This window comes from Bacillus sp. FSL L8-0358 (genome assembly GCF_038593095.1).
GTDB classification, from domain to species: Bacteria; Bacillota; Bacilli; order Bacillales; family Bacillaceae; genus Bacillus; species Bacillus subtilis.
The window spans coordinates 2,393,086-2,410,757 of record NZ_CP151962.1; the positions used below are offsets into that span (position 1 = coordinate 2,393,086).

General features: G+C 44.4%; 24 protein-coding genes. 2 read left to right on the forward strand and 22 right to left on the reverse strand.

The genetic code is table 11. The features are described from left to right. Nucleotides 1–66 precede the first annotated feature (66 nt). The 21 genes from NYE49_RS12170 to NYE49_RS12270 form a co-directional block, all read right to left on the reverse strand. Nucleotides 67–957, reverse strand: a complete 891-nt coding sequence (locus NYE49_RS12170) for a polyprenyl synthetase family protein (protein ID WP_015483424.1) — start codon at nt 955–957, stop codon at nt 67–69. Continuing rightward, a complete protein-coding gene (locus NYE49_RS12175; RefSeq protein ID WP_003226409.1) occupies nt 947–1,201 on the reverse strand; it encodes an exodeoxyribonuclease VII small subunit in 255 nt (84 codons plus the stop codon). Before NYE49_RS12175 ends, NYE49_RS12170 begins: the two co-directional genes overlap by 11 nt. Then, nucleotides 1,198–2,544 (reverse strand): exodeoxyribonuclease VII large subunit, encoded by a 1,347-nt coding sequence (gene xseA / locus NYE49_RS12180; protein ID WP_015251733.1) that lies wholly within the window; start codon nt 2,542–2,544, stop codon nt 1,198–1,200. The genes NYE49_RS12175 and xseA overlap by 4 nt, the downstream gene beginning before the upstream one ends. A gap of 137 nt (nt 2,545–2,681) precedes the next feature. Continuing rightward, the gene (folD, locus tag NYE49_RS12185) at nt 2,682–3,533 is read right to left on the reverse strand and encodes a bifunctional methylenetetrahydrofolate dehydrogenase/methenyltetrahydrofolate cyclohydrolase FolD (protein WP_015384072.1); all 852 of its coding nucleotides are present in this window, start codon (nt 3,531–3,533) and stop codon (nt 2,682–2,684) included. Nucleotides 3,534–3,544: 11 nt separating this feature from the next. Next, nucleotides 3,545–3,940: a transcription antitermination factor NusB gene (gene nusB / locus NYE49_RS12190; RefSeq protein WP_003230256.1), complete on the reverse strand. Its 396-nt coding sequence runs from the start codon at nt 3,938–3,940 to the stop codon at nt 3,545–3,547. Nucleotides 3,941–4,203: 263 nt separating this feature from the next. Continuing rightward, on the reverse strand, nt 4,204–4,611 hold the full coding sequence (gene yqhY / locus NYE49_RS12195; RefSeq protein WP_014480235.1) for a fatty acid biosynthesis protein YqhY: 408 nt from the start codon (nt 4,609–4,611) through the stop codon (nt 4,204–4,206). A 20-nt stretch (nt 4,612–4,631) separates the two neighbouring features. Beyond that, nucleotides 4,632–5,984, reverse strand: a complete 1,353-nt coding sequence (gene accC / locus NYE49_RS12200; RefSeq protein ID WP_003230253.1) for an acetyl-CoA carboxylase biotin carboxylase subunit — start codon at nt 5,982–5,984, stop codon at nt 4,632–4,634. Between the two features lie 11 nt (nt 5,985–5,995). Beyond that, on the reverse strand, nt 5,996–6,475 hold the full coding sequence (accB, locus tag NYE49_RS12205) for an acetyl-CoA carboxylase biotin carboxyl carrier protein (protein WP_047182862.1): 480 nt from the start codon (nt 6,473–6,475) through the stop codon (nt 5,996–5,998). Nucleotides 6,476–6,631: 156 nt separating this feature from the next. After that, the gene (gene spoIIIAH, locus NYE49_RS12210) at nt 6,632–7,288 is read right to left on the reverse strand and encodes a stage III sporulation ratchet engulfment protein SpoIIIAH (RefSeq protein ID WP_003230250.1); all 657 of its coding nucleotides are present in this window, start codon (nt 7,286–7,288) and stop codon (nt 6,632–6,634) included. Next, nucleotides 7,289–7,978, reverse strand: a complete 690-nt coding sequence (spoIIIAG, locus tag NYE49_RS12215) for a stage III sporulation protein AG (RefSeq protein WP_014477307.1) — start codon at nt 7,976–7,978, stop codon at nt 7,289–7,291. Continuing rightward, on the reverse strand, nt 7,971–8,591 hold the full coding sequence (gene spoIIIAF, locus NYE49_RS12220; RefSeq protein WP_047182863.1) for a stage III sporulation protein AF: 621 nt from the start codon (nt 8,589–8,591) through the stop codon (nt 7,971–7,973). The genes spoIIIAG and spoIIIAF overlap by 8 nt, the downstream gene beginning before the upstream one ends. Nucleotides 8,592–8,604: 13 nt before the next feature. Further along, nucleotides 8,605–9,804 (reverse strand): stage III sporulation protein AE, encoded by a 1,200-nt coding sequence (spoIIIAE, locus tag NYE49_RS12225; RefSeq protein WP_047182864.1) that lies wholly within the window; start codon nt 9,802–9,804, stop codon nt 8,605–8,607. 18 nt (nt 9,805–9,822) lie between these two features. Continuing rightward, nucleotides 9,823–10,224: a stage III sporulation protein AD gene (gene spoIIIAD, locus NYE49_RS12230; RefSeq protein WP_003230228.1), complete on the reverse strand. Its 402-nt coding sequence runs from the start codon at nt 10,222–10,224 to the stop codon at nt 9,823–9,825. A 6-nt stretch (nt 10,225–10,230) separates the two neighbouring features. After that, nucleotides 10,231–10,437 (reverse strand): stage III sporulation protein AC, encoded by a 207-nt coding sequence (spoIIIAC, locus tag NYE49_RS12235; RefSeq protein ID WP_003153142.1) that lies wholly within the window; start codon nt 10,435–10,437, stop codon nt 10,231–10,233. A 22-nt stretch (nt 10,438–10,459) separates the two neighbouring features. Further along, nucleotides 10,460–10,975, reverse strand: coding sequence for a stage III sporulation protein SpoIIIAB (gene spoIIIAB / locus NYE49_RS12240; protein ID WP_014477309.1), 516 nt, complete (start codon nt 10,973–10,975; stop codon nt 10,460–10,462). Then, nucleotides 10,969–11,892 (reverse strand): stage III sporulation protein AA, encoded by a 924-nt coding sequence (gene spoIIIAA, locus NYE49_RS12245; protein ID WP_003230226.1) that lies wholly within the window; start codon nt 11,890–11,892, stop codon nt 10,969–10,971. Before spoIIIAA ends, spoIIIAB begins: the two co-directional genes overlap by 7 nt. A gap of 75 nt (nt 11,893–11,967) precedes the next feature. Continuing rightward, on the reverse strand, nt 11,968–12,249 hold the full coding sequence (locus NYE49_RS12250) for a YqhV family protein (protein ID WP_004398639.1): 282 nt from the start codon (nt 12,247–12,249) through the stop codon (nt 11,968–11,970). A 143-nt stretch (nt 12,250–12,392) separates the two neighbouring features. Beyond that, entirely contained in the window at nt 12,393–12,950 is a 558-nt protein-coding gene (efp, locus tag NYE49_RS12255; protein WP_003226377.1) for an elongation factor P, read from the reverse strand. A 24-nt stretch (nt 12,951–12,974) separates the two neighbouring features. Then, nucleotides 12,975–14,036, reverse strand: a complete 1,062-nt coding sequence (papA, locus tag NYE49_RS12260; protein WP_015384074.1) for an aminopeptidase PapA — start codon at nt 14,034–14,036, stop codon at nt 12,975–12,977. Continuing rightward, the gene (gene aroQ, locus NYE49_RS12265; RefSeq protein ID WP_047182865.1) at nt 14,033–14,479 is read right to left on the reverse strand and encodes a type II 3-dehydroquinate dehydratase; all 447 of its coding nucleotides are present in this window, start codon (nt 14,477–14,479) and stop codon (nt 14,033–14,035) included. Before aroQ ends, papA begins: the two co-directional genes overlap by 4 nt. Before the next feature lie 86 nt (nt 14,480–14,565). Next, nucleotides 14,566–15,102 carry a YqhR family membrane protein gene (locus NYE49_RS12270; protein ID WP_080344211.1) on the reverse strand — a complete coding sequence of 179 codons (537 nt, stop codon included), beginning with the start codon at nt 15,100–15,102 and terminating at the stop codon, nt 14,566–14,568. Between the two features lie 226 nt (nt 15,103–15,328). Between NYE49_RS12270 and NYE49_RS12275 the strand changes: the two genes are divergently transcribed. Together NYE49_RS12275 and NYE49_RS12280 are read left to right on the forward strand one after the other, a co-directional pair. Next, nucleotides 15,329–16,285 (forward strand): DUF1385 domain-containing protein, encoded by a 957-nt coding sequence (locus NYE49_RS12275; protein WP_015384077.1) that lies wholly within the window; start codon nt 15,329–15,331, stop codon nt 16,283–16,285. A 39-nt stretch (nt 16,286–16,324) separates the two neighbouring features. After that, the gene (locus NYE49_RS12280) at nt 16,325–16,720 is read left to right on the forward strand and encodes an SA1362 family protein (RefSeq protein WP_003226367.1); all 396 of its coding nucleotides are present in this window, start codon (nt 16,325–16,327) and stop codon (nt 16,718–16,720) included. On the opposite strand, the gene NYE49_RS12285 is transcribed toward NYE49_RS12280, so the two are convergent. After that, complete coding sequence (locus NYE49_RS12285) at nt 16,717–17,592, reverse strand: patatin-like phospholipase family protein (protein ID WP_003230220.1); 876 nt, start codon at nt 17,590–17,592, stop codon at nt 16,717–16,719. The genes NYE49_RS12280 and NYE49_RS12285 overlap by 4 nt on opposite strands. Nucleotides 17,593–17,672: the final 80 nt, after the last annotated feature.

The following is a 17,672-nucleotide window of genomic DNA, read 5'->3' on the forward strand; positions in this document are numbered from 1 at the left end:
TCATTTTTCATATAAACTGCTTACATTTTACCATATCTCGTGCAGCCGCTTCAAATTAGGATCGTTTTAGTGATCTCTTGCCGCAATTAAATCACAAAGCTCATATAAAAGGTCTTTTTGAAGAGAGAGTCCGCCGATCAATCGCTTCGCCTCTTTTATATGAACATCCAATTTATGTTTGGCCCCTTCCAATGAAAGAAGCGACGGGTATGTCGATTTGTCATTTGTGGTATCCGAGCCGACACGTTTGCCGATTTTCTCTTCACTGCCTTCTAAATCTAAAATATCGTCTCTGATTTGAAATCCGATTCCAATGTGGCTGCTGAAGGTACGCAGTGTTTCAATGTCTTCCTCAGGCGCATCAGCCAAAATAGCACCGGCGATTACACAAAAGCCAAGAAGCTTGGCAGTTTTCCGTTCATGAATGGATTCGAGCTCTTCAAGCGTGACTTGTCGGTTTTCCGCTTCCATATCAGCTACTTGCCCCCCGACCATGCCTTCGGTGCCTGCCGCTGAAATCAGTTCATTCACAAGCCGCAGGCGCTTTTCTGCTGACACCTCGTCTGACACGTGGGAGGTAATCAGCTTAAAGCTTTCTGTGAGCAGCCCGTCACCCGCTAATACTGCCGTCGCTTCACCAAACACTTTATGGTTTGTCGGCTTCCCGCGGCGCAAATCGTCATCATCCATGCATGGAAGATCATCGTGAATTAACGAATACGTGTGAATCATTTCGACAGCACAGCCGACCGGAATGCCGTCTTTTTCGCTTTTTCCATATGCGTTTAAAACAGCCAGTACAATCAGAGGCCGCAACCGCTTTCCGCCGGCCTCTAGAGAATACAGCATAGATTTCTTTAATGAGTCCGGCATATCCAGCTTTTCTGTATAGACAGAAAGCTGATTTTCAATTGTTTTTTTCCGGTCCGCCAGAAAGCTCGTTAATTTATTTGTCACCTTCGTCTTCCTCCTGAACACTGAAAGGTGCCAGTTCGCCGTCTTCTTTTAAAATGAAATCCATTTGCTTTTCGACTTTTTGCAGCTTTTCATGGCACATTTTTGACAGAGCCATGCCTTCTTGGAAATAGTTAATGGCTTGCTCTAGAGGCACATCTCCCTCTTCAAGCTTTGATACGATGCTCTCAAGCCCTTTCATCGCCTCTTCAAATGTCATGTTTTCATTTTTTTTCACGTCTGTCATTTTTCTTCCCCTCTCTTTTCTAATACTTCACAGGTCAGCACGCCATCCTTCAGCTTGACTTCAAGCCGGTCCTGCTCTTCTATCTGACTGACACTTTTAATGAGTTTATCTTCTTTATAAGCCAAGCTGTATCCTCTTTCCATCACTTGAAGAGGACTTAGTGCATTCAGCTTGCCAAGAACGGTTTGAAATTGGGAATGCAGCTGCTTCATTTGGATATTCATATTTTTTCTCAGCTGATTTGTTTGTTCCTGGTATCGTGTTCTCGCTTGTTTCAGCTGTTCATGAGGATGCAGTGCCTCTAATCTGTACGTTTCACGCTCCAGCTGTCTGCTTTTCCGATCTAAAAGAGCGGTCAGCTGTGCTTGAAACTGCTGGTACGCGAGGTCAAACTGCTGCTCTTTTTGCGCATACAAACGCTTTGGAAAACGAAAGGCATAGGACGATTGCAGCGTTTGAATCCGTTCTTTTTTCTGGCCGAGATGCTGCTGCATTGCTCTTGTCATTCTGACTTCCGCTGTTTTTGTCCGTTCGATTAAATCAGTGGTATGAGGCACAGCAATCTCAGCTGCTCCTGTCGGCGTCGCGGCTCTGATATCGGCGACAAAATCACTGATCGTAAAATCCGTCTCATGTCCGACTGCCGATATAATCGGAATATTGGAAGCAAAGATGGCGCGTGCTACAATTTCTTCATTGAACGCCCACAGTTCTTCTATCGAACCGCCGCCTCTCCCGACAATTAGTACGTCGCAAATCTCTTTTTCATTTGCCTCTTCAATGCGCGTAACGATGGATCTGCTCGCATTTTCACCTTGTACGAGCGCTGGAAGAACAATGACTTTTACAAGGGGATATCTTCTTTTTAGAGTTGTAATAACGTCTCTGACAGCGGCACCCGTTGGAGATGTCACAACCCCGATTGTGGCTGGAAATGCGGGGATTTGTTTTTTGTAGCGGTCGTCAAATAAACCTTCTCCGGCAAGCTTCTTTTTTAATTCTTCGTACGCTAAATAAAGCGCTCCAACCCCGTCAGGCTGCATTTCTTTGGCATATAATTGATAGTTTCCGCTCGGTTCATATACGGAAATTCCGCCTCTTACCAGCACTTTCATTCCGTTTTCAGGTTTAAAAGGCAGACGCTCGCTTTGTCTCGCGAACATCACCGACTGCATTCTTGCGTTTTCGTCTTTTAAAGTGAAATAAATATGCCCTCGTGTGTGTATCTTTACATTCGACAATTCGCCTTTAATCCAAATATTTTCAAGGTGAGGATCTACATCGAATTTTCGTTTTATATACTTTGTCAGCGCTGAGACGGTCACATACGCTGCTTCACCCATGTCTAAAAACTCCTCTCCTAAGCATTCCTGCACCATAACTAAAGAAAACCCGCCCTGGCTTTAGGAGCCTGAAGAAGCGGGTATCGTGCTCATATTCAAGGCGGGTAAACATTTCGCCTGTGAATATCTCCAATTATCTATGATAACGTACGTTTCGCAGATTTAACAGTATTATGCGCAAGCATCGTGATGGTCATCGGACCTACTCCGCCCGGAACCGGCGTGATGAAGGACGCTTTTTCCTTCGCCCCTTCAAATTCAACGTCTCCGCAAAGCTTTCCGTTTTCCAGACGGTTAACGCCAACGTCAATGACAACAGCGCCCTCTTTGATCTGGTCTGCACTGATGAAGTTGGCTCTGCCGACTGCCACCACCAGGATGTCCGCTTTTTTCGTATGTTCAGTAATATTTTCTGTTCTTGAATGACAGTAAGTAACCGTCGCGTTTTCATTTAATAAAAGCTGGCCGACAGGTTTGCCGACAATGTTGCTTCGGCCGACTACAACAACCTCTTTACCGGAAAGGTCAATATTGGTTTTCTTCAAAAGCTCAACAATTCCATGAGGCGTGCAAGGAAGAAACGTATCTTCGCCAAGCAGCATTTTCCCTACGTTTAACGGATGAAAACCGTCTACATCTTTATCAGGAGAGATACGTTCGATCACCGCTTTTTCAGAAATATGGTCTGGGAGCGGAAGCTGAACGAGAATGCCATGAAACTCAGGGTCTTGGTTATATTGATCAATAACGGAAAGCAGTTCAGCTTCTGTGAGGCTGCTGTCAAATTGATCGAGCTTGAAATTCATTCCCATTGTTTCTGCCGCTTTTTTCTTTCCTCGCACGTAAGAGTGAGAAGCAGGGTCATCTCCAATCAATATAACCGCCAGTCCGGGAGTGACGCCTTGCTTTTTAAGCTCTTCTACCTCTTTTGCCAATTGTTCGCGTTTTTCTCTAGCCGTTTCTTTTCCGTCGATGATTGTTGCAGTCATTTTCTTTCCTCCTATGATTGTTCAATATCAGATTTAATGTTAGAAAGAACCCCGTTTACAAACTTTGTCGCTTTGTCATCACCAAACCGTTTTGCCAGCTCAATCGCTTCGTTCATGGAGACATTCACCGGAATGTCTTCGGCATATGCCATTTCATATGCTGCCAAGCGCAAAATCGCACGGTCAACATTGGCAATCCGATCGAGCTTCCAATTCACCAGATGCTTGGAGATCATTTCATCCAGCTGGTCTTGGTGTTCCAATACCCCGTGTACAAGCTGTTCAAAGAAAGGATCTGTTTTTTCTTCATCCAGTGCGTGTTCTATGGCTTCATTCACTGCAATATCGCTGACATCAATTTGAAATAGTGCCTGCAAAGCTTTTTCTCTTGCTGTTCTTCTTTTCATTTTCTTTCTCCTTTGATCCTCTTTATCCGCTTGTCGTTAAGCCACAAAGAGATCATAACATATTTTTTTCGTATCCGCATATTGAAATCAAGGTTTTTTTACCCTATTACCGAATATTTTCACACACCTTAATATGATCATTCGGATTTCACGATCATGAAGAAACTCGGCTATTTAAGCCGGCTTTCTTCATGCTTTGAAATAAAGGGTAACGTGTAAAAAAACCAAAGGGCCGCCCTCCCCTTGGTTTCGTGTTAAGCCATTTACATTTCTTCGTCGATTTGGACTTCTTGGGCTTTTGTGTCAAATTGAATGCCGACGATGTGAATATTGATCTCGTTAATCGAAAGAGACGTCATATTTAATAAGGTTTGACGAATGTTTTCCTGAACGGATGCTGCAACTTTCGGAATCGAAACGCCAAATGTAACGACACAGTATACATCGATCGTAATTCCGTCTTCCGCCAGGTCGACTTTGACACCTTTGCCATGATTCACTTTGCCAAAGCGCTCAACGACGCCTGTCGCAAAGTTTCCGCGCATTTCGGCAACCCCATCAACTTCTGATGCTGCAATGCCGGCAATGACCTCAATGACCTCCGGTGCAATCTCAACCTTACCCAAATGCGTATCTTCGTGATCCATTTTAAGCAAGCTGTTGTCTTTCATTCAATTCACCTCCGTAAAAATTATGAGCCCATTACATCATATGTTTCTAAAAATTTCGTATTAAACTCTCCGCTCACAAATGTTTCGTGTTCAAGCAGTTTTAAATGGAAAGGGATTGTTGTCTCAATGCCTTCGATGACGAATTCGCTCAATGCGCGCTTCATGCGGGCAATCGCTTCATCCCTCGTTTTCCCGTATGTGATGACCTTTGCAATCATGCTGTCATAGTACGGTGGGATGGAATAGCCAGGGTACGCAGCTGAATCAACACGGACACCAAGACCGCCAGGAGGCAGGTACATTTTAATTTCACCAGGTGACGGCATGAAATTTTTACTTGGGTTTTCTGCGTTGATTCGGCATTCGATGGCCCAGCCTTCAAATTCAACATCTTCTTGCTTGAGGCTCAGTTCCATTCCTGATGCCACTTTGATTTGTTCCTTGATCAGGTCAGTTCCCGTCACCATTTCTGTGACTGGGTGCTCTACCTGAATTCTCGTGTTCATTTCCATGAAGTAATAGCGCTGTTCATTGTAGTCATAGATAAATTCAACTGTTCCAGCACCTGTATAGCCAACCGCTTTTGCAGCCTTTACCGCTGCATCTCCCATTTGCTCCCTGATTTCTGAATCAAGGGCAGGAGATGGTGATTCTTCCAAAAGCTTTTGCAGGCGTCTTTGGATCGAGCAGTCGCGTTCGCCCAAATGGATCGTATTTCCGTAGTTATCAGCAAGCACTTGGATCTCAACATGGCGAAAATCTTCTATGTATTTTTCGATGTATACACCTGGATTCCCAAATGCAGTTGCCGCTTCCTGCTGTGTAATCTTAATGCCATTAATCAGTTCCTCTTCAGTGCGGGCAACCCTAATTCCTTTTCCGCCTCCGCCTGCGGTGGCTTTTATAATTACAGGATACCCAATTTCATTAGCAAGCGAAACCGCTTCTTCCACATTTTCTATAATTCCCTGTGAACCCGGTACGATTGGCACGCCGGCCTGTTTCATCGTTTCCCGCGCAACGTCTTTTGTTCCCATTTTTGAAATGGCGTCAGCGCTCGGACCGACAAACGTGACATTAACTTCTTCACATAATTCAGCGAAATCAGCATTTTCAGCTAAAAATCCGTATCCCGGATGAATGGCGTCCGTGCCAGTCAGCTTTGCAACACTCACAATATTTGTAACGTTTAAATAGCTGTCTTTTGATGCTTTCGGTCCGATACAAAAAGCTTCATCGGCCATTTGAACATGAAGGGCATCTTTATCAGCTTCTGAATAAACAGCGACAGTCTCAATTCCGAGCTCTCTGCAGGCTCTGATGATTCTGACAGCAATTTCTCCTCTGTTGGCGATCAATAGCTTTTTAATCATGTTAAGTCTCCTTACTCCGCTTTTACAAGAAATAGAGGTTGTCCGTATTCGACCAGCTGGCCGTTTTCTACTAATACTTCAACGATTTCGCCTTTCACTTCTGCTTCGATTTCGTTGAAAAGCTTCATCGCTTCTACAATGCAGACAACTGTGTTTTCATTTACTTTTGAACCGGCTGTTACATACGGGCCAGCTTCCGGTGATGAAGAAGCATAAAATGTTCCTACCATTGGTGAAGTGATTTTATGCAGATTCTCATCTTGTTTTGGTGTTTCTTGGGCAGGTGCCGCTGCTTGCTGCGCTTGCGGCTGAACTGCCTGCGGAGCCTGTGCTTGTACAGGTGCTGCCGGTGCCTGCTGCATGACTTGAACCGTGCCTGCTTCGTGTTTTTTCAGTTTTAAGGATACACCTTCATTTTCATATACGAATTCGTCAATTGTAGACTCGTCAATTGCTTTAATCAGCTCGTGGATTTCTTTGATATTTAACATTCAATCGCACTCCTATGTATGAAATTTCTTTTTTTATAGGTTACTACTAAAAGTACATACTATGTTCATCTTACAGGAGCGGACTTTTGAATTCAACTCTAATATGACAGCAACGCAAAAAGCCCGCTTGTTTAGCGGGCTTCTTTTTCCTCTTTCTTACTTGGATGGTTCAAATGTGACAGCGACATCTTTCATTGTTTTGATTTCTTTTGCGACAAGGTCTATAATGGCTGTCGCCTTCGATTTGGAGTGTTTGTCTGATTTGACTGTAATATTGATTTTATCTCCTTCAGCATTAACGAGCGCATCCTCGTAACCTTGTGTTTTAATCAGCGTTTCCAGCTGTTTTTCTGTTCCTTCCACTTCACTGAGAGCCGTCATTTTATCGTATGCTTCGCTTTTCTCCTTGGCTGTTGCATCATCGCTTGACACAATGGCATTCAGCTCTTCTCTTTCTTTGCTTCTGGCATCTTCTAAATCAAGACGGTACGTTGTAAACAGATCATCATCGGCTGTTTCCGTAACAACAGTTCCTTTTTCACTGGCTTCAGCGGATGTTTCCTTGTCTGCTGATGAATCTTTCGTTCCCTTTGTTCCATCTTCTTTTCCTTTTTCAGTTTCTGTACCGCTTTTTTCCTTCGTGTCTTGCTTGGCAGGCGCTTTTTCAGTTGCGACCTCTCCGCTGTCAGACGCGCTTTTTTCACTTTGCATCTGCACGGCGTTTTTGCTTTCCGGCGACATGATATAGTAGACGCTTAACACCACGACAAGACTGAGCATTGTTAATAGCCAAACGGTTTGTTTTTTAAGCATTTATGAATCCTCCTTTATTTTTTTAGGGGCAACCGCAACCCGGTGGCTTGGAACATCCAGGACCCGTGTCACCGCTTCGATAATGGTTTGTTTTATTTGAACGTTGTCCACTCCTTGAGCAACAACGAGTACACCGCGTATATCAGGTTTTTTCGTTTGGACGACGACAGGTGTTTCTTTATCGCCGTTTTTGATCATGACGATTTCTTCCTCCGATGTTTGGTCTGTAACGCTTCTTGTTCCGCCTTCTTTGTCAGTTTCTTCAGTGGTTGTATTTTTGTTTGATTTGTTTTTTTCGTATACTTTCAGCGACGTTGCATCTACGTTCACGACAACCGAGACATCGTCCACACCAATGATTGTTTCAAGAATTTCTTTCAGCTGATTTTCGTATTCTTTTTCATAGTCATCGATCGAGTCTTTAGGTTTATCAGATTTTGAGGCTTTAAACACTTCAGCTGTTTTCTCTTTGCTGTCTGCGGAATGTTGCGATGATACGGCCGTTATCGTTTTGGCGTTTTCTGTTTTCTCAGGTGAAGAAAACAGCTGGCTGACAAGCATAAAGGAAACTCCGAGAACAAAAACGAATAGAAAGTAATGATATTTGGTCAGCTTCGGCTTTTCGCCGTCCTTCGTTTGTCCCGGAAGAAACTGCTTTTTCAATACATTCCATAATCCGTTTTTATTCATTGCCGACATTCTCCCCGCCTTCCATATGAACCGTAATTTTCTCACTTCCGATTTCCCAAATGTCCGCGAGCTGCGTTTGTATCTGTTTGGCTTCTTTTTGTTCGGCTGCTTCTTTCGTTACGTATGCATGATCTGTATCAATGTGGACCGGCGCGACCGTTTGGACCGTTTTTTCAGAAGACGGGGCCATATACACGCTGATTGTTTTAATATCCTCTTCTGAATCTACCTTTTCTCCTGCCGTGAGTTTGATGCGGCCTACTTTATATTCATCATGACTGAATCTCTCCTCCGCTTTCTTTTTTAGTTGGACAGCCATTTCTTCTAGAATATATGCGCGCTGGGAAGCTTGTATTTCTATTTTTTTTGAATTGATTTGATTTTTTATGTCGGCAGACTCTGACTGCCCGTTTTTTGTGAGATATTCAAAGATGATTTCGGGGTCTGTCTTGAAAAGTTTAAAAATCGGCGTAAGCATGACGACAATCAAGAGCAGGCTGACTACCATTTTTGCGTACTTTTGCATGCTGGAGCTCGGCAGCAGCATATCAATCACAATTGCAAATAGGATAAACAACACGATGGTGGTAAGCCATTCCGTTAAAAAATTCATTCGCCTGCCTCCTTCATTTCATCATCATCGTGAGGTTTCCGGCTGTGATTATGACAGTAAGGCTTAAAAAAAACATGAGAGACACAATGGCGAGAGCTGCAAAAATATAAATGACGCTTTTGCTGATGACGTCGAGGCAGGTGATGACGGGCCCGCCTCCAAGCGGCTGAAGAATCGCGGCTGCCAGCTTATAAATAAAAGCGAGGGAAAGCACTTTGATTGCCGGAAATGCCGCGATACAGATCAAAATAGCGACACCGAGAATCCCTACCGTATTTTTCAGCAGTAAAGAGGCGCTGATTACTGTATCTGTTGCGTCTGTAAACATTCGGCCAAGCACAGGAATAAAATTTCCGGTTATAAATTTAGCCGTCCTGAGCGTAATGCCGTCTGTCACTGCAGCTGAGGCTCCCTGAACAGAGATGACACCGAGAAAGATGGTGAGAAAAACAGCCAGTGCCCCGATGGCGATATTTCTGAGCAGGTTGGCCAGCTGCGTTACTTTGTATTGTTCAGTCATTGTGCTGACAATGCTCAGAATCGCTGATAAAAAAATCAGCGGCATGACGATATTCTGAATCAAGAGACCGCTCGTGTTCATCAGGAAGAGGATAACAGGATGAAAGAAGGCAGCAGATACAGCTCCGCCTGAGGAAGCCAAAAGCGCCAAGAGGAGCGGAATGAGCGCCAGGATAAAGCTGGTCATCGTCTGAATCGCCTCAGTTGCATAGTTAATTGCCACATGAAAGCTATTAAGCGCAAGGATAATCAGCACCATGTACACAATTGAGTAAGCGACCTTACTGACGGTGCTTTGCTGAAAAGCATTTTGCAGAAGCTGCAGAATGACGCAAAAAATCGTGAGCAAAATCAATGTGCCCAGCAGCTTTCCGTTGGCAAGCACTTCATGAAACAAATAAGAAAAGAGAGCTTTCAGCCATTCTTGCGGTGAGAATGATTTATCGCCATTGATAAACTCCATTAAGCTGCCTTTTTGGCTTTCCGGCAGCAGTCCGCCGTATTCTGTCATAATGTCATTCCAAAATTCCCCGATCTTATCTGTTTCAAGCGAGGCTGCTGTCCTTTCCGCTAATTGCTCGGCTGTTTCAGCATGGTCTTCCGTTTGTTCTGCATTACCAGCTGCTTGTACAATTTCTGCACGGCCTGCTATGATCAGCACGGCCAAAAGCAAAACCCATCGAAAGCGCTTCAATCTACCGCCTCCTTTCGGTTATGACATAGAAGGTATAAGTCCGAGAATCGTTTCGATAATGACGGTTAAAATAGGCACAGCCATAACGAGTATTAAAATTTTCCCCGCCAATTCTATTTTCGAGGCGATGGCTCCTTGACCGGCATCTTTTGTGAGCTGTGCCCCGAATTCAGCAATATAGGCGATTCCGATGATCTTTAAAATGGTTTCAACATAGACCATGTTGACATTTGCATTAATCGCAATTTTTTCTATCATTCGAATAATGTCGTAGATTTGGTCTACCAAATAAAGAAAAATGGCACATCCGGCAAAAACGACGATTAAAAACGCAAAAGTCGGCTTTTGTTCTTTTACAATTAAAGAAAGGAAGGTGGCGATCAGCCCTAAACCTACAATTTGAACAATGTCAATCTGCAAGCCCCCCTATCCTTGGAATAAAAACACAGCTTTTATCTTTTTAAATAGGTCATCTACAATCGTGGCGACCATAAATAAAATATAGATAAAACCTAACAGCGTCACCCACTGAGCGTATTCTTTCTTGCCCATCTGATCCAATATCGTGTGTAAAAAAGCGACCACGATTCCCACTCCGGCGATTTGAAATATGACATTCACGTCTACTCCCATTTTATTTTTGCTCCCCTCACGTTTACATCAATAGAAGAATGAGTAACAAGCCCGCTAAAAAGCCCAAACTTTTTATCATCTTTTCATTTTTCGCTTGCGCCTGCTCAGCATCCGCTTCCGAGGCTTCCAAATGTGTCAGCGCCAGCTTGATGTGCTTTTGCTGAGAGATTCGATCATGAATCCCGAGCGTCTCGCCAAACTGCTTCAGCACTTCGTATTCGCTTTTTTTCAAAGACAGGGTGTCCCATACCTTCTTTAAGCTTTGCTCCCACGCCGTTTTCGCGGAATCACTTCCCTTGTCCAGCTGATCACTGAATGCGGAAAAAAGAGCTGAAACAGGCTGTGCGAGCTGTTTGGCAATCTGCTGTGAAGCAGTATGAAGCGGTGTATGGCCGTACATGATTTCAGCCTCGAGGGATTGAAGCGCCGCACGCAGCTGGCGGATTTGCCGCGGCCGTTCTGTATAAATCTTCGCCATCTCAAAACCTGTCCATGTTGTCGCTACCACAATGAATACAGCGCCCAGCAGCTTCAGCATGTTTTCACGCCCGTCGTCCTAGACAGCACATTTCCGTCTTTGTCATAAATTTGGCTCACTGTGCCCGGCCCTTTTGCTCTTGATAATTCCAAATAGCGGTCAAAGGCTCTTTCTTCCCACAAACGCTTCAATGAAGGCCGCTTCATCAGGTCGGATATGCTCCAGCCATGCGCCGATACGATTACTGAAACACCAGCATGCAGTGCCTCCAGAAGTGCATCTGTATCTTCCATACGCCCGATTTCATCGACAATCATCACCTCAGGGCTCATGGATCGAATCATCATCATCAGCCCTTCAGCTTTTGGACAGGCGTCTAACACGTCAATTCTCTGACCAAATTGATGCTGCGGAATGCCGCGAAGACATCCGGCAATTTCTGACCGTTCATCGACGATTCCTGTCTTTACGGGCAGCATGTTTTTTTTGCCGGTGCTTGAGAGCCTCGCAAGGTCCCGGAGAAGTGTTGTTTTGCCTGTTTGGGGCGGTCCGATAATCAGCGTATTCAGCCAGCTGTTTTGATATAAGTATGGAAGCAGCGGCTCCGCAATACCCAGCTTTTGCCGGGCAATTCGTATATTAAAAGATGCGATGTCACGGAGGCCTTTCACACCTCCGTTTTCCGTAATGACTCTGCCCGCCAGTCCGACTCTGTGGCCGCCTCTGATCGTGACATACCCTTTCTTCAGCTCTTCTTCTAGTGTATACATACTATAGTTGCTGAGCCGGCTCAGGATCAGATGAGCATCCTCGGCCGTGCCCGCATAGGACAAATAAACAGGTTGTCCTCTTCGAATCAATTCAACAGGACGGTTGATCCGAATTCTGACTTCTTCGATTTCCAGCCATTGTTGTTCCGGTATTTCAGAAAGGGCGTTTTTCATGGATTCAGGGAGAACCTCAGCGATTTCATTCAACAGAGCCTCCTCCTTTCTACCGATTGGCTTCTTTAAAATGTATGATGTGAGGCAGACTTTATGACAAGCCTCTCTTTATTTATGAACACCCGCCAAAATCAAAACAACACCCGTAAAAATCAGAATCAGCTTTGCATACGAAAGCTGCCCTGCAATTTGGTAGATTCCGACAGTCATCGTAATGATAAAAATCAACGGACCGACAATAGCGAGAATGCTGTTAACCACAACCGCCTTCCGGACATCGTTGGTCACAAGCATGACAATTGCTGCCGTCAGCTCAATCATAGAGGATAAAACTCGTAATCCCGCCATTGTTAAAACAGTAGAATTGATATTTCCAAGTAAAAATTTCATAGCACTCTCCCAACCTCCCATTTTTTTATATGATATGCTCTAGCTTGCTGAAGTAGTCTTGTCATTTTCGTATAAAAGAAAGATTCTGTTTTTGGGCACAAAAAAAGCCTGCTCCCATTTGGGAACAGACTTCTTTTTTCTTTCTATGCTCTTGAAACGTAAGAACCGTCTGATGTATTGACAACAAGTGTGTCGCCTTCATTCACAAAGAACGGCACGTTTACAACAAGCCCGGTTTCAGTTTTCGCAGGTTTTGTACCGCCTGACGCTGTATCACCTTTAATACCAGGTTCAGTTTCAACAACTTTCAGCTCAACTGTGTTTGGAAGTTCGATACCAAGTGTTTCATCCTGGTACATCATGATATGCACAGACATGTTTTCTAGCAGGTATTTTAATTCTTCTTCGATTTGAGTTGCGCTCAGTTCAAGCTGCTCATAGGAAGAAGTATCCATAAATACGTGCTGATCTCCGTTTGCATATAGATATTGCATTGTTTTGGTTTCGATTTGCGCTTTCGCTACTTTTTCACCAGCGCGGAATGTTTTTTCCTGAATCGCGCCAGTGCGAAGGTTGCGGAGTTTAGAGCGGACAAATGCCGCACCTTTTCCAGGTTTTACGTGCTGGAAGTCAACGACGCGCCAAATGCCGCCATCTACTTCAATTGTTAATCCTGTACGGAAATCGTTAACTGAAATCATGTTTAATGTCCTCCTATATTCCAATCACAAAATAATAAGTTCTTTTGGGGAATGGGTGATTGTCCGGTTGCCGTTTTCTGTAATCACGATGTCATCTTCAATGCGGACACCGCCTGTTTCTGGTATGTAAATGCCCGGCTCCACTGTGACCACCATACCCGGTTCAAGGATAGCTGAAGATCTGACGGATAATCCCGGCGATTCATGAACTTCCATGCCGAGCCCGTGCCCGGTTGAATGGCCGAAATAGTCACCGTAGCCTTTTGCAGCAATATGATCCCTTGTGAGGGCGTCAGCCTCTTTTCCTGTCATTCCCGGCTTAATATGTGCGACGCCGAGCGCCTGAGCATCAAATACAACCTGATAGATCTCCTTCAATTGATCACTGGGCTGACCTACAGCGACCGTCCGGGTAATATCAGAACAATATCCTTTATAATAAGCGCCAAAATCAAGCGTAACAAGGTCTCCGCTTTCAATCAGTTTGTCACTGGCCACACCGTGCGGAAGGCTTGAACGAAGGCCTGAGGCGACAATCATATCAAAAGAAGAGCTGTCTGCTCCCTGGCTTCTCATATAAAACTCCAGCTCATTGGCAACAGCGATTTCAGAAATGCCGGGTTTCATAAACGTCAAGATATGTCTGAAGGCATCATCTGCAATCTTCGCAGCTTCCTCTAATATCTTAATCTCTTCACTAGACTTAATCAAGCGCAACTTTTCCACGGATTCAGCCACAGGCACTAATTCGGCATCACTGATAACGGCGCTGTATGAAGCGTAAGTGCCATATGTCAAGCTGTTCTGTTCAAAGCCGAGACGCTTGATGCCAAACGATTCAACAGTGTCGGCAGTGGTCTGAATCAGGCTGCCGCCATGTTCAATGATCTCAAAACCCTTTACCTGAACCTTCGCCTGCTCAGTATAACGAAAATCCGTAATAAACGCTGCTTTGTCACCCGATATAACAGCCAAACCCGCTGAACCTGTAAACCCTGTCATATAGCGTACATTCGTGCTGCTTGTAATCAGCATGCCGTCAATTCCCAGCTGTCCAAACAGGTTTCTTAATTTCTCTAGCTTCATCTTGATTCTCCCCCTTGCTGGCTTAATAAGTAGCGAACAGCAAGCTTGTAGCCTTCAGCTCCAAGACCGACAATCTGCCCTTTCGCAACAGGAGCGATAACCGACTGATGCCTGAATTCTTCCCTGGCGTATAAGTTTGATAAATGCACCTCTACCACAGGAAGACTGATACTTGAAACAGCATCCCTGATCGCATAGCTGTAATGACTCAGGGCGCCAGGGTTCAGAACAATCCCGCTGTATTGCTCCTCAGCCTCATGTATCGCATCTATCAAATCACCTTCGTGATTAGACTGGAAGAAAGTGAGCTGGATATGTAAGGCTTCAGCAAACTGAAAAAGATCTGTTTCAATATCGGTCAGTGTCTGGCGGCCGAATACTTCAGGCTCACCCTTCCCCAGCCGGTTAACATTCGGTCCGTTCAAAATTAAAAAATGAGGCACATAATCTCTCCTTTTCGCGAGGGTTTCTCATGTAAAAAATGTTCACTTCTCGTGAACATTTTATCATACTGGAAAAGGATTATACACTATTCTCTATGCATTCCCAGCGCACGTGCAAGCTTTTCCGAATTCAGCTCATTGTATTCAAATGAAATGGAATACCCGACAAACAGCCCGTAAAGCAAATAAATGCAAATGGTCGTAATAATTGTATCTGATGTCAGTTCGGTCACCGTGCGCACATCTGGAAAAATCGGATTAAAAACAAAAAACACGAGCAGCCAAAGCACCAAGCCGTATAAAATACCCGGCCACATTGTTTTTAAACGTTTCAATAGAAGAAAATAAAGAAACGCTGCGCCAATTGAAATTACTCCAATAAAAATGATGCTGATTACCGTTCCCAGCCCATGTTTTTTCCACTCTCCGAGCACAAACGGCTGCAATATCATATTCGGGCTGATTTCGGAAAAATGGAACAAATATGCGATATAAGCAACGAAACTCCAAAGTACGCCTCCGCAAAAACCTGTTGCCGCCACCCTGCCGGCCATTGAAACAGGCGGCTTTTGCTTCTCATTCAATTCTTCATTTTGTTCTGTATCTTTTTCGCTTGTCATCATGGCACCTCCAGTTAAAGTGTGCCCAAAAAATGAAATGTCAATAAAAAAGCTCACACTTTTTGACAGCTGCGAGTAAAATTTGAAAATAACGGGTATAATGCATGTAGAAAAAGCAAGGCTATGGCAATTTTTTCAGCCTGTCAATCTAGAGGTTTAGCGCTGTTTCCTGTACAATAGAGTGAAAGGAAATGGTTAGCAATCCTAAAGAAATAGGCAGGTTGATAATATGTCAAAACATAAAGTTCCGCCCGCTTACGGCGGGCAGGCTGTTGTGGAAGGCGTTATGTTTGGCGGAAAGCATCATTACGTTACAGCCATCAGAAGAACGGATGGAAGCATTGACTTTTTTAAGCTTCCACGCAAACACAACCCGAAACTGAACATCGTGAAAAAGATACCGTTTTTACGGGGGATCGCGGCCATTATCGAAGCGAGTGCAAACGGCACAAAGCATTTGAATTTTTCAAGCGAACGTTACGGACTCGATCCATCTGAAGACGAGACACTTGAGCAGGAAGAAAAAAAATCCTCCGGGCTGTCTATGTATCTCAGCCTCGCAGTTATAGGCGTCCTATCATTTTTGTTCAGTAAATTCGTATTTACATTGGTTCCAGTTTTCTTAGCGGAACTGACAAGGCCGATTTTTTCCTCGGACACAGCGCAAATCGCGGTTGAAAGCCTGTTTAAGTTGATTTTGCTGCTCGGTTACATCTATTTTTTGTCCATGACACCGCTTATTAAAAGAGTGTTTCAATATCATGGAGCCGAACATAAAGTCATAAACTGTTATGAACAGAATTTGCCAATTACTGTGGAGAATGTCCAAAACCAATCTCGGCTTCATTACCGCTGCGGATCAAGCTTTATTTTATTTACGATTATTGTCGGCATGTTTGTTTATTTACTCGTTCCGACAGATCCGCTTTGGCTGCGTGTTATAGATCGTGTCGCACTGATACCGGTCGTGCTTGGTATATCCTTTGAAGTTCTGCAGCTGACAAACAAAGTGCGTGACATTCCCGGTCTGAAATTACTTGGATACCCGGGTCTTTGGCTTCAGCTGTTAACCACAAAGGAACCTAAGGATGAACAGGTTGAAGTTGCCATCGAAAGCTTTAACGAACTTCTCAGACTCGAAGCATTGTCTGAGCAAAATCAGAAGCCTTCTCACAACGTCATCTAAAATCCGTTGCCCTGCTATTACTTTCGGAGGTGGACAGTTATGAATCATCGTGTACAACCTATTATTGCTGTATTAATTGCGCTGGGAGCGTTCGGTTTCCTCTATGTGCTGGTAACCAATCCCGGAGAAATGGCAAAAATGGCGGTAACCGTCATCGTGGCAGGTATCATTATTTATTTTATTGTGAAATATGTAATGAATCGAAATGCGGGCAGCGAAGGAGCAGCCTTCAAAAAAGCGGCGAAACAATCGCGGCGCCGGATGAAAGAACAAAAAGCAAAACACCGCGCCGGACATAAGGGACGTGTCAGCCACCTGCGAAGCGTTCCGAGCGCCAGCAAGCCTAAGCCGATGATTCTCAAGAAAAAAAGCCAGACTCAGCTGACTGTTATAGAAGGGAAAAAAAATAAAAAGAAAAACAGAGCGCTTTTTTAATAGGTCCACTGCTTTAAAAACAGCTCTGTCCGTCTTTTACCTAGCTCAATCAGGGCTAGTTTTTTTTGTTGTGTTAAATGAAAATCAGTGGCCATTACGTCATCGACAGGGAGAAAAATAATATTTTGTTCATAGCGTGACGCAATGTGCCTTGCGTCATGAGCATCCTTCATCGTTTCAAACAGGGCGCCGAACAATTCAAAAGCGTTGCGGATATTTTTTTTCGGACGCTCTCTTTCACGCGGCGCAAGCGTGACACCGATCACAGGGCGCTTTCTTTCCTTTGAAAACAGCCAGATTGGAAAATTGCTTAACACGCCTCCGTCGACAACCGTGGCGGTGCCTGTGTCCGTTTTTAATTTTATCGGTTCAAAGAAATACGGAATGCTACAGCTCATTCTGACCGCTCTGGCAACCGGGAACATATCTGGATTTAACCCGTAACGGGCCAAATCGTCCGGCAAAACAATCATGGTGCCGTTTGTCAAATCAGAAGCAATAAGGCGCAGAGACCCTTTCTGCAAATCGCCGAAAACCCTTATGCCTTTCGCTCTTAACAGATCAGCAATCCATTTTTCTATCGTATCGCCTTTGTATAAGCCAAGACGCCAGTAGATGGACACCCACTGGAGCATTTTTAAGGGGAGAAATGAGTACCTCTGGTCCAGCAATTTCTCTCCATCCACTTCTTCAATTAAAGCGTGGATTTCCTTACTGGTGTAACCTGACGCAATGAAAGCGGCAATAATGGCGCCGGCGCTTGTACCCGCAACTCTTTTAAAGCGGAAGCCTTTTTCCTCAAGCACTTCATAAGCGCCTGCGAGCGCAATGCCTTTTACTCCTCCGCCGGAAAACACACCGTCAATATACATCTCATTCCCTCCCCCTCCATCCGATCGTTTATTACCATTTTAAGAAAACACGCGAAGAAATAGACCAACGAATGACGGGT

Bases quoted from the DNA above. Each gene is read 5' to 3' on its own strand.
- NYE49_RS12175 (WP_003226409.1), bottom strand. From the start codon at position 1,201: ATGACAGACGTGAAAAAAAATGAAAACATGACATTTGAAGAGGCGATG.
- xseA (WP_015251733.1), bottom strand. From the start codon at position 2,544: ATGGGTGAAGCAGCGTATGTGACCGTCTCAGCGCTGACAAAGTATATA.
- folD (WP_015384072.1), bottom strand. From the start codon at position 3,533: ATGACTGCAACAATCATCGACGGAAAAGAAACGGCTAGAGAAAAACGC.
- nusB (WP_003230256.1), bottom strand. From the start codon at position 3,940: ATGAAAAGAAGAACAGCAAGAGAAAAAGCTTTGCAGGCACTATTTCAA.
- yqhY (WP_014480235.1), bottom strand. From the start codon at position 4,611: ATGAAAGACAACAGCTTGCTTAAAATGGATCACGAAGATACGCATTTG.
- accC (WP_003230253.1), bottom strand. From the start codon at position 5,984: ATGATTAAAAAGCTATTGATCGCCAACAGAGGAGAAATTGCTGTCAGA.
- accB (WP_047182862.1), bottom strand. From the start codon at position 6,475: ATGTTAAATATCAAAGAAATCCACGAGCTGATTAAAGCAATTGACGAG.
- spoIIIAH (WP_003230250.1), bottom strand. From the start codon at position 7,288: ATGCTTAAAAAACAAACCGTTTGGCTATTAACAATGCTCAGTCTTGTC.
- spoIIIAG (WP_014477307.1), bottom strand. From the start codon at position 7,978: ATGAATAAAAACGGATTATGGAATGTATTGAAAAAGCAGTTTCTTCCG.
- spoIIIAF (WP_047182863.1), bottom strand. From the start codon at position 8,591: ATGAATTTTTTAACGGAATGGCTTACCACCATCGTGTTGTTTATCCTA.
- spoIIIAC (WP_003153142.1), bottom strand. From the start codon at position 10,437: ATGGGAGTAGACGTGAATGTCATATTTCAAATCGCCGGAGTGGGAATC.
- spoIIIAB (WP_014477309.1), bottom strand. From the start codon at position 10,975: ATGCTGAAGCTGCTGGGCGCTGTATTCATTGTGGTAGCGACAACATGG.
- NYE49_RS12250 (WP_004398639.1), bottom strand. From the start codon at position 12,249: ATGAAATTTTTACTTGGAAATATCAATTCTACTGTTTTAACAATGGCG.
- efp (WP_003226377.1), bottom strand. From the start codon at position 12,950: ATGATTTCAGTTAACGATTTCCGTACAGGATTAACAATTGAAGTAGAT.
- papA (WP_015384074.1), bottom strand. From the start codon at position 14,036: ATGAAGCTAGAGAAATTAAGAAACCTGTTTGGACAGCTGGGAATTGAC.
- NYE49_RS12270 (WP_080344211.1), bottom strand. From the start codon at position 15,102: ATGATGACAAGCGAAAAAGATACAGAACAAAATGAAGAATTGAATGAG.
- NYE49_RS12275 (WP_015384077.1), top strand. From the start codon at position 15,329: ATGTCAAAACATAAAGTTCCGCCCGCTTACGGCGGGCAGGCTGTTGTG.
- NYE49_RS12280 (WP_003226367.1), top strand. From the start codon at position 16,325: ATGAATCATCGTGTACAACCTATTATTGCTGTATTAATTGCGCTGGGA.
- NYE49_RS12285 (WP_003230220.1), bottom strand. From the start codon at position 17,592: ATGTATATTGACGGTGTGTTTTCCGGCGGAGGAGTAAAAGGCATTGCG.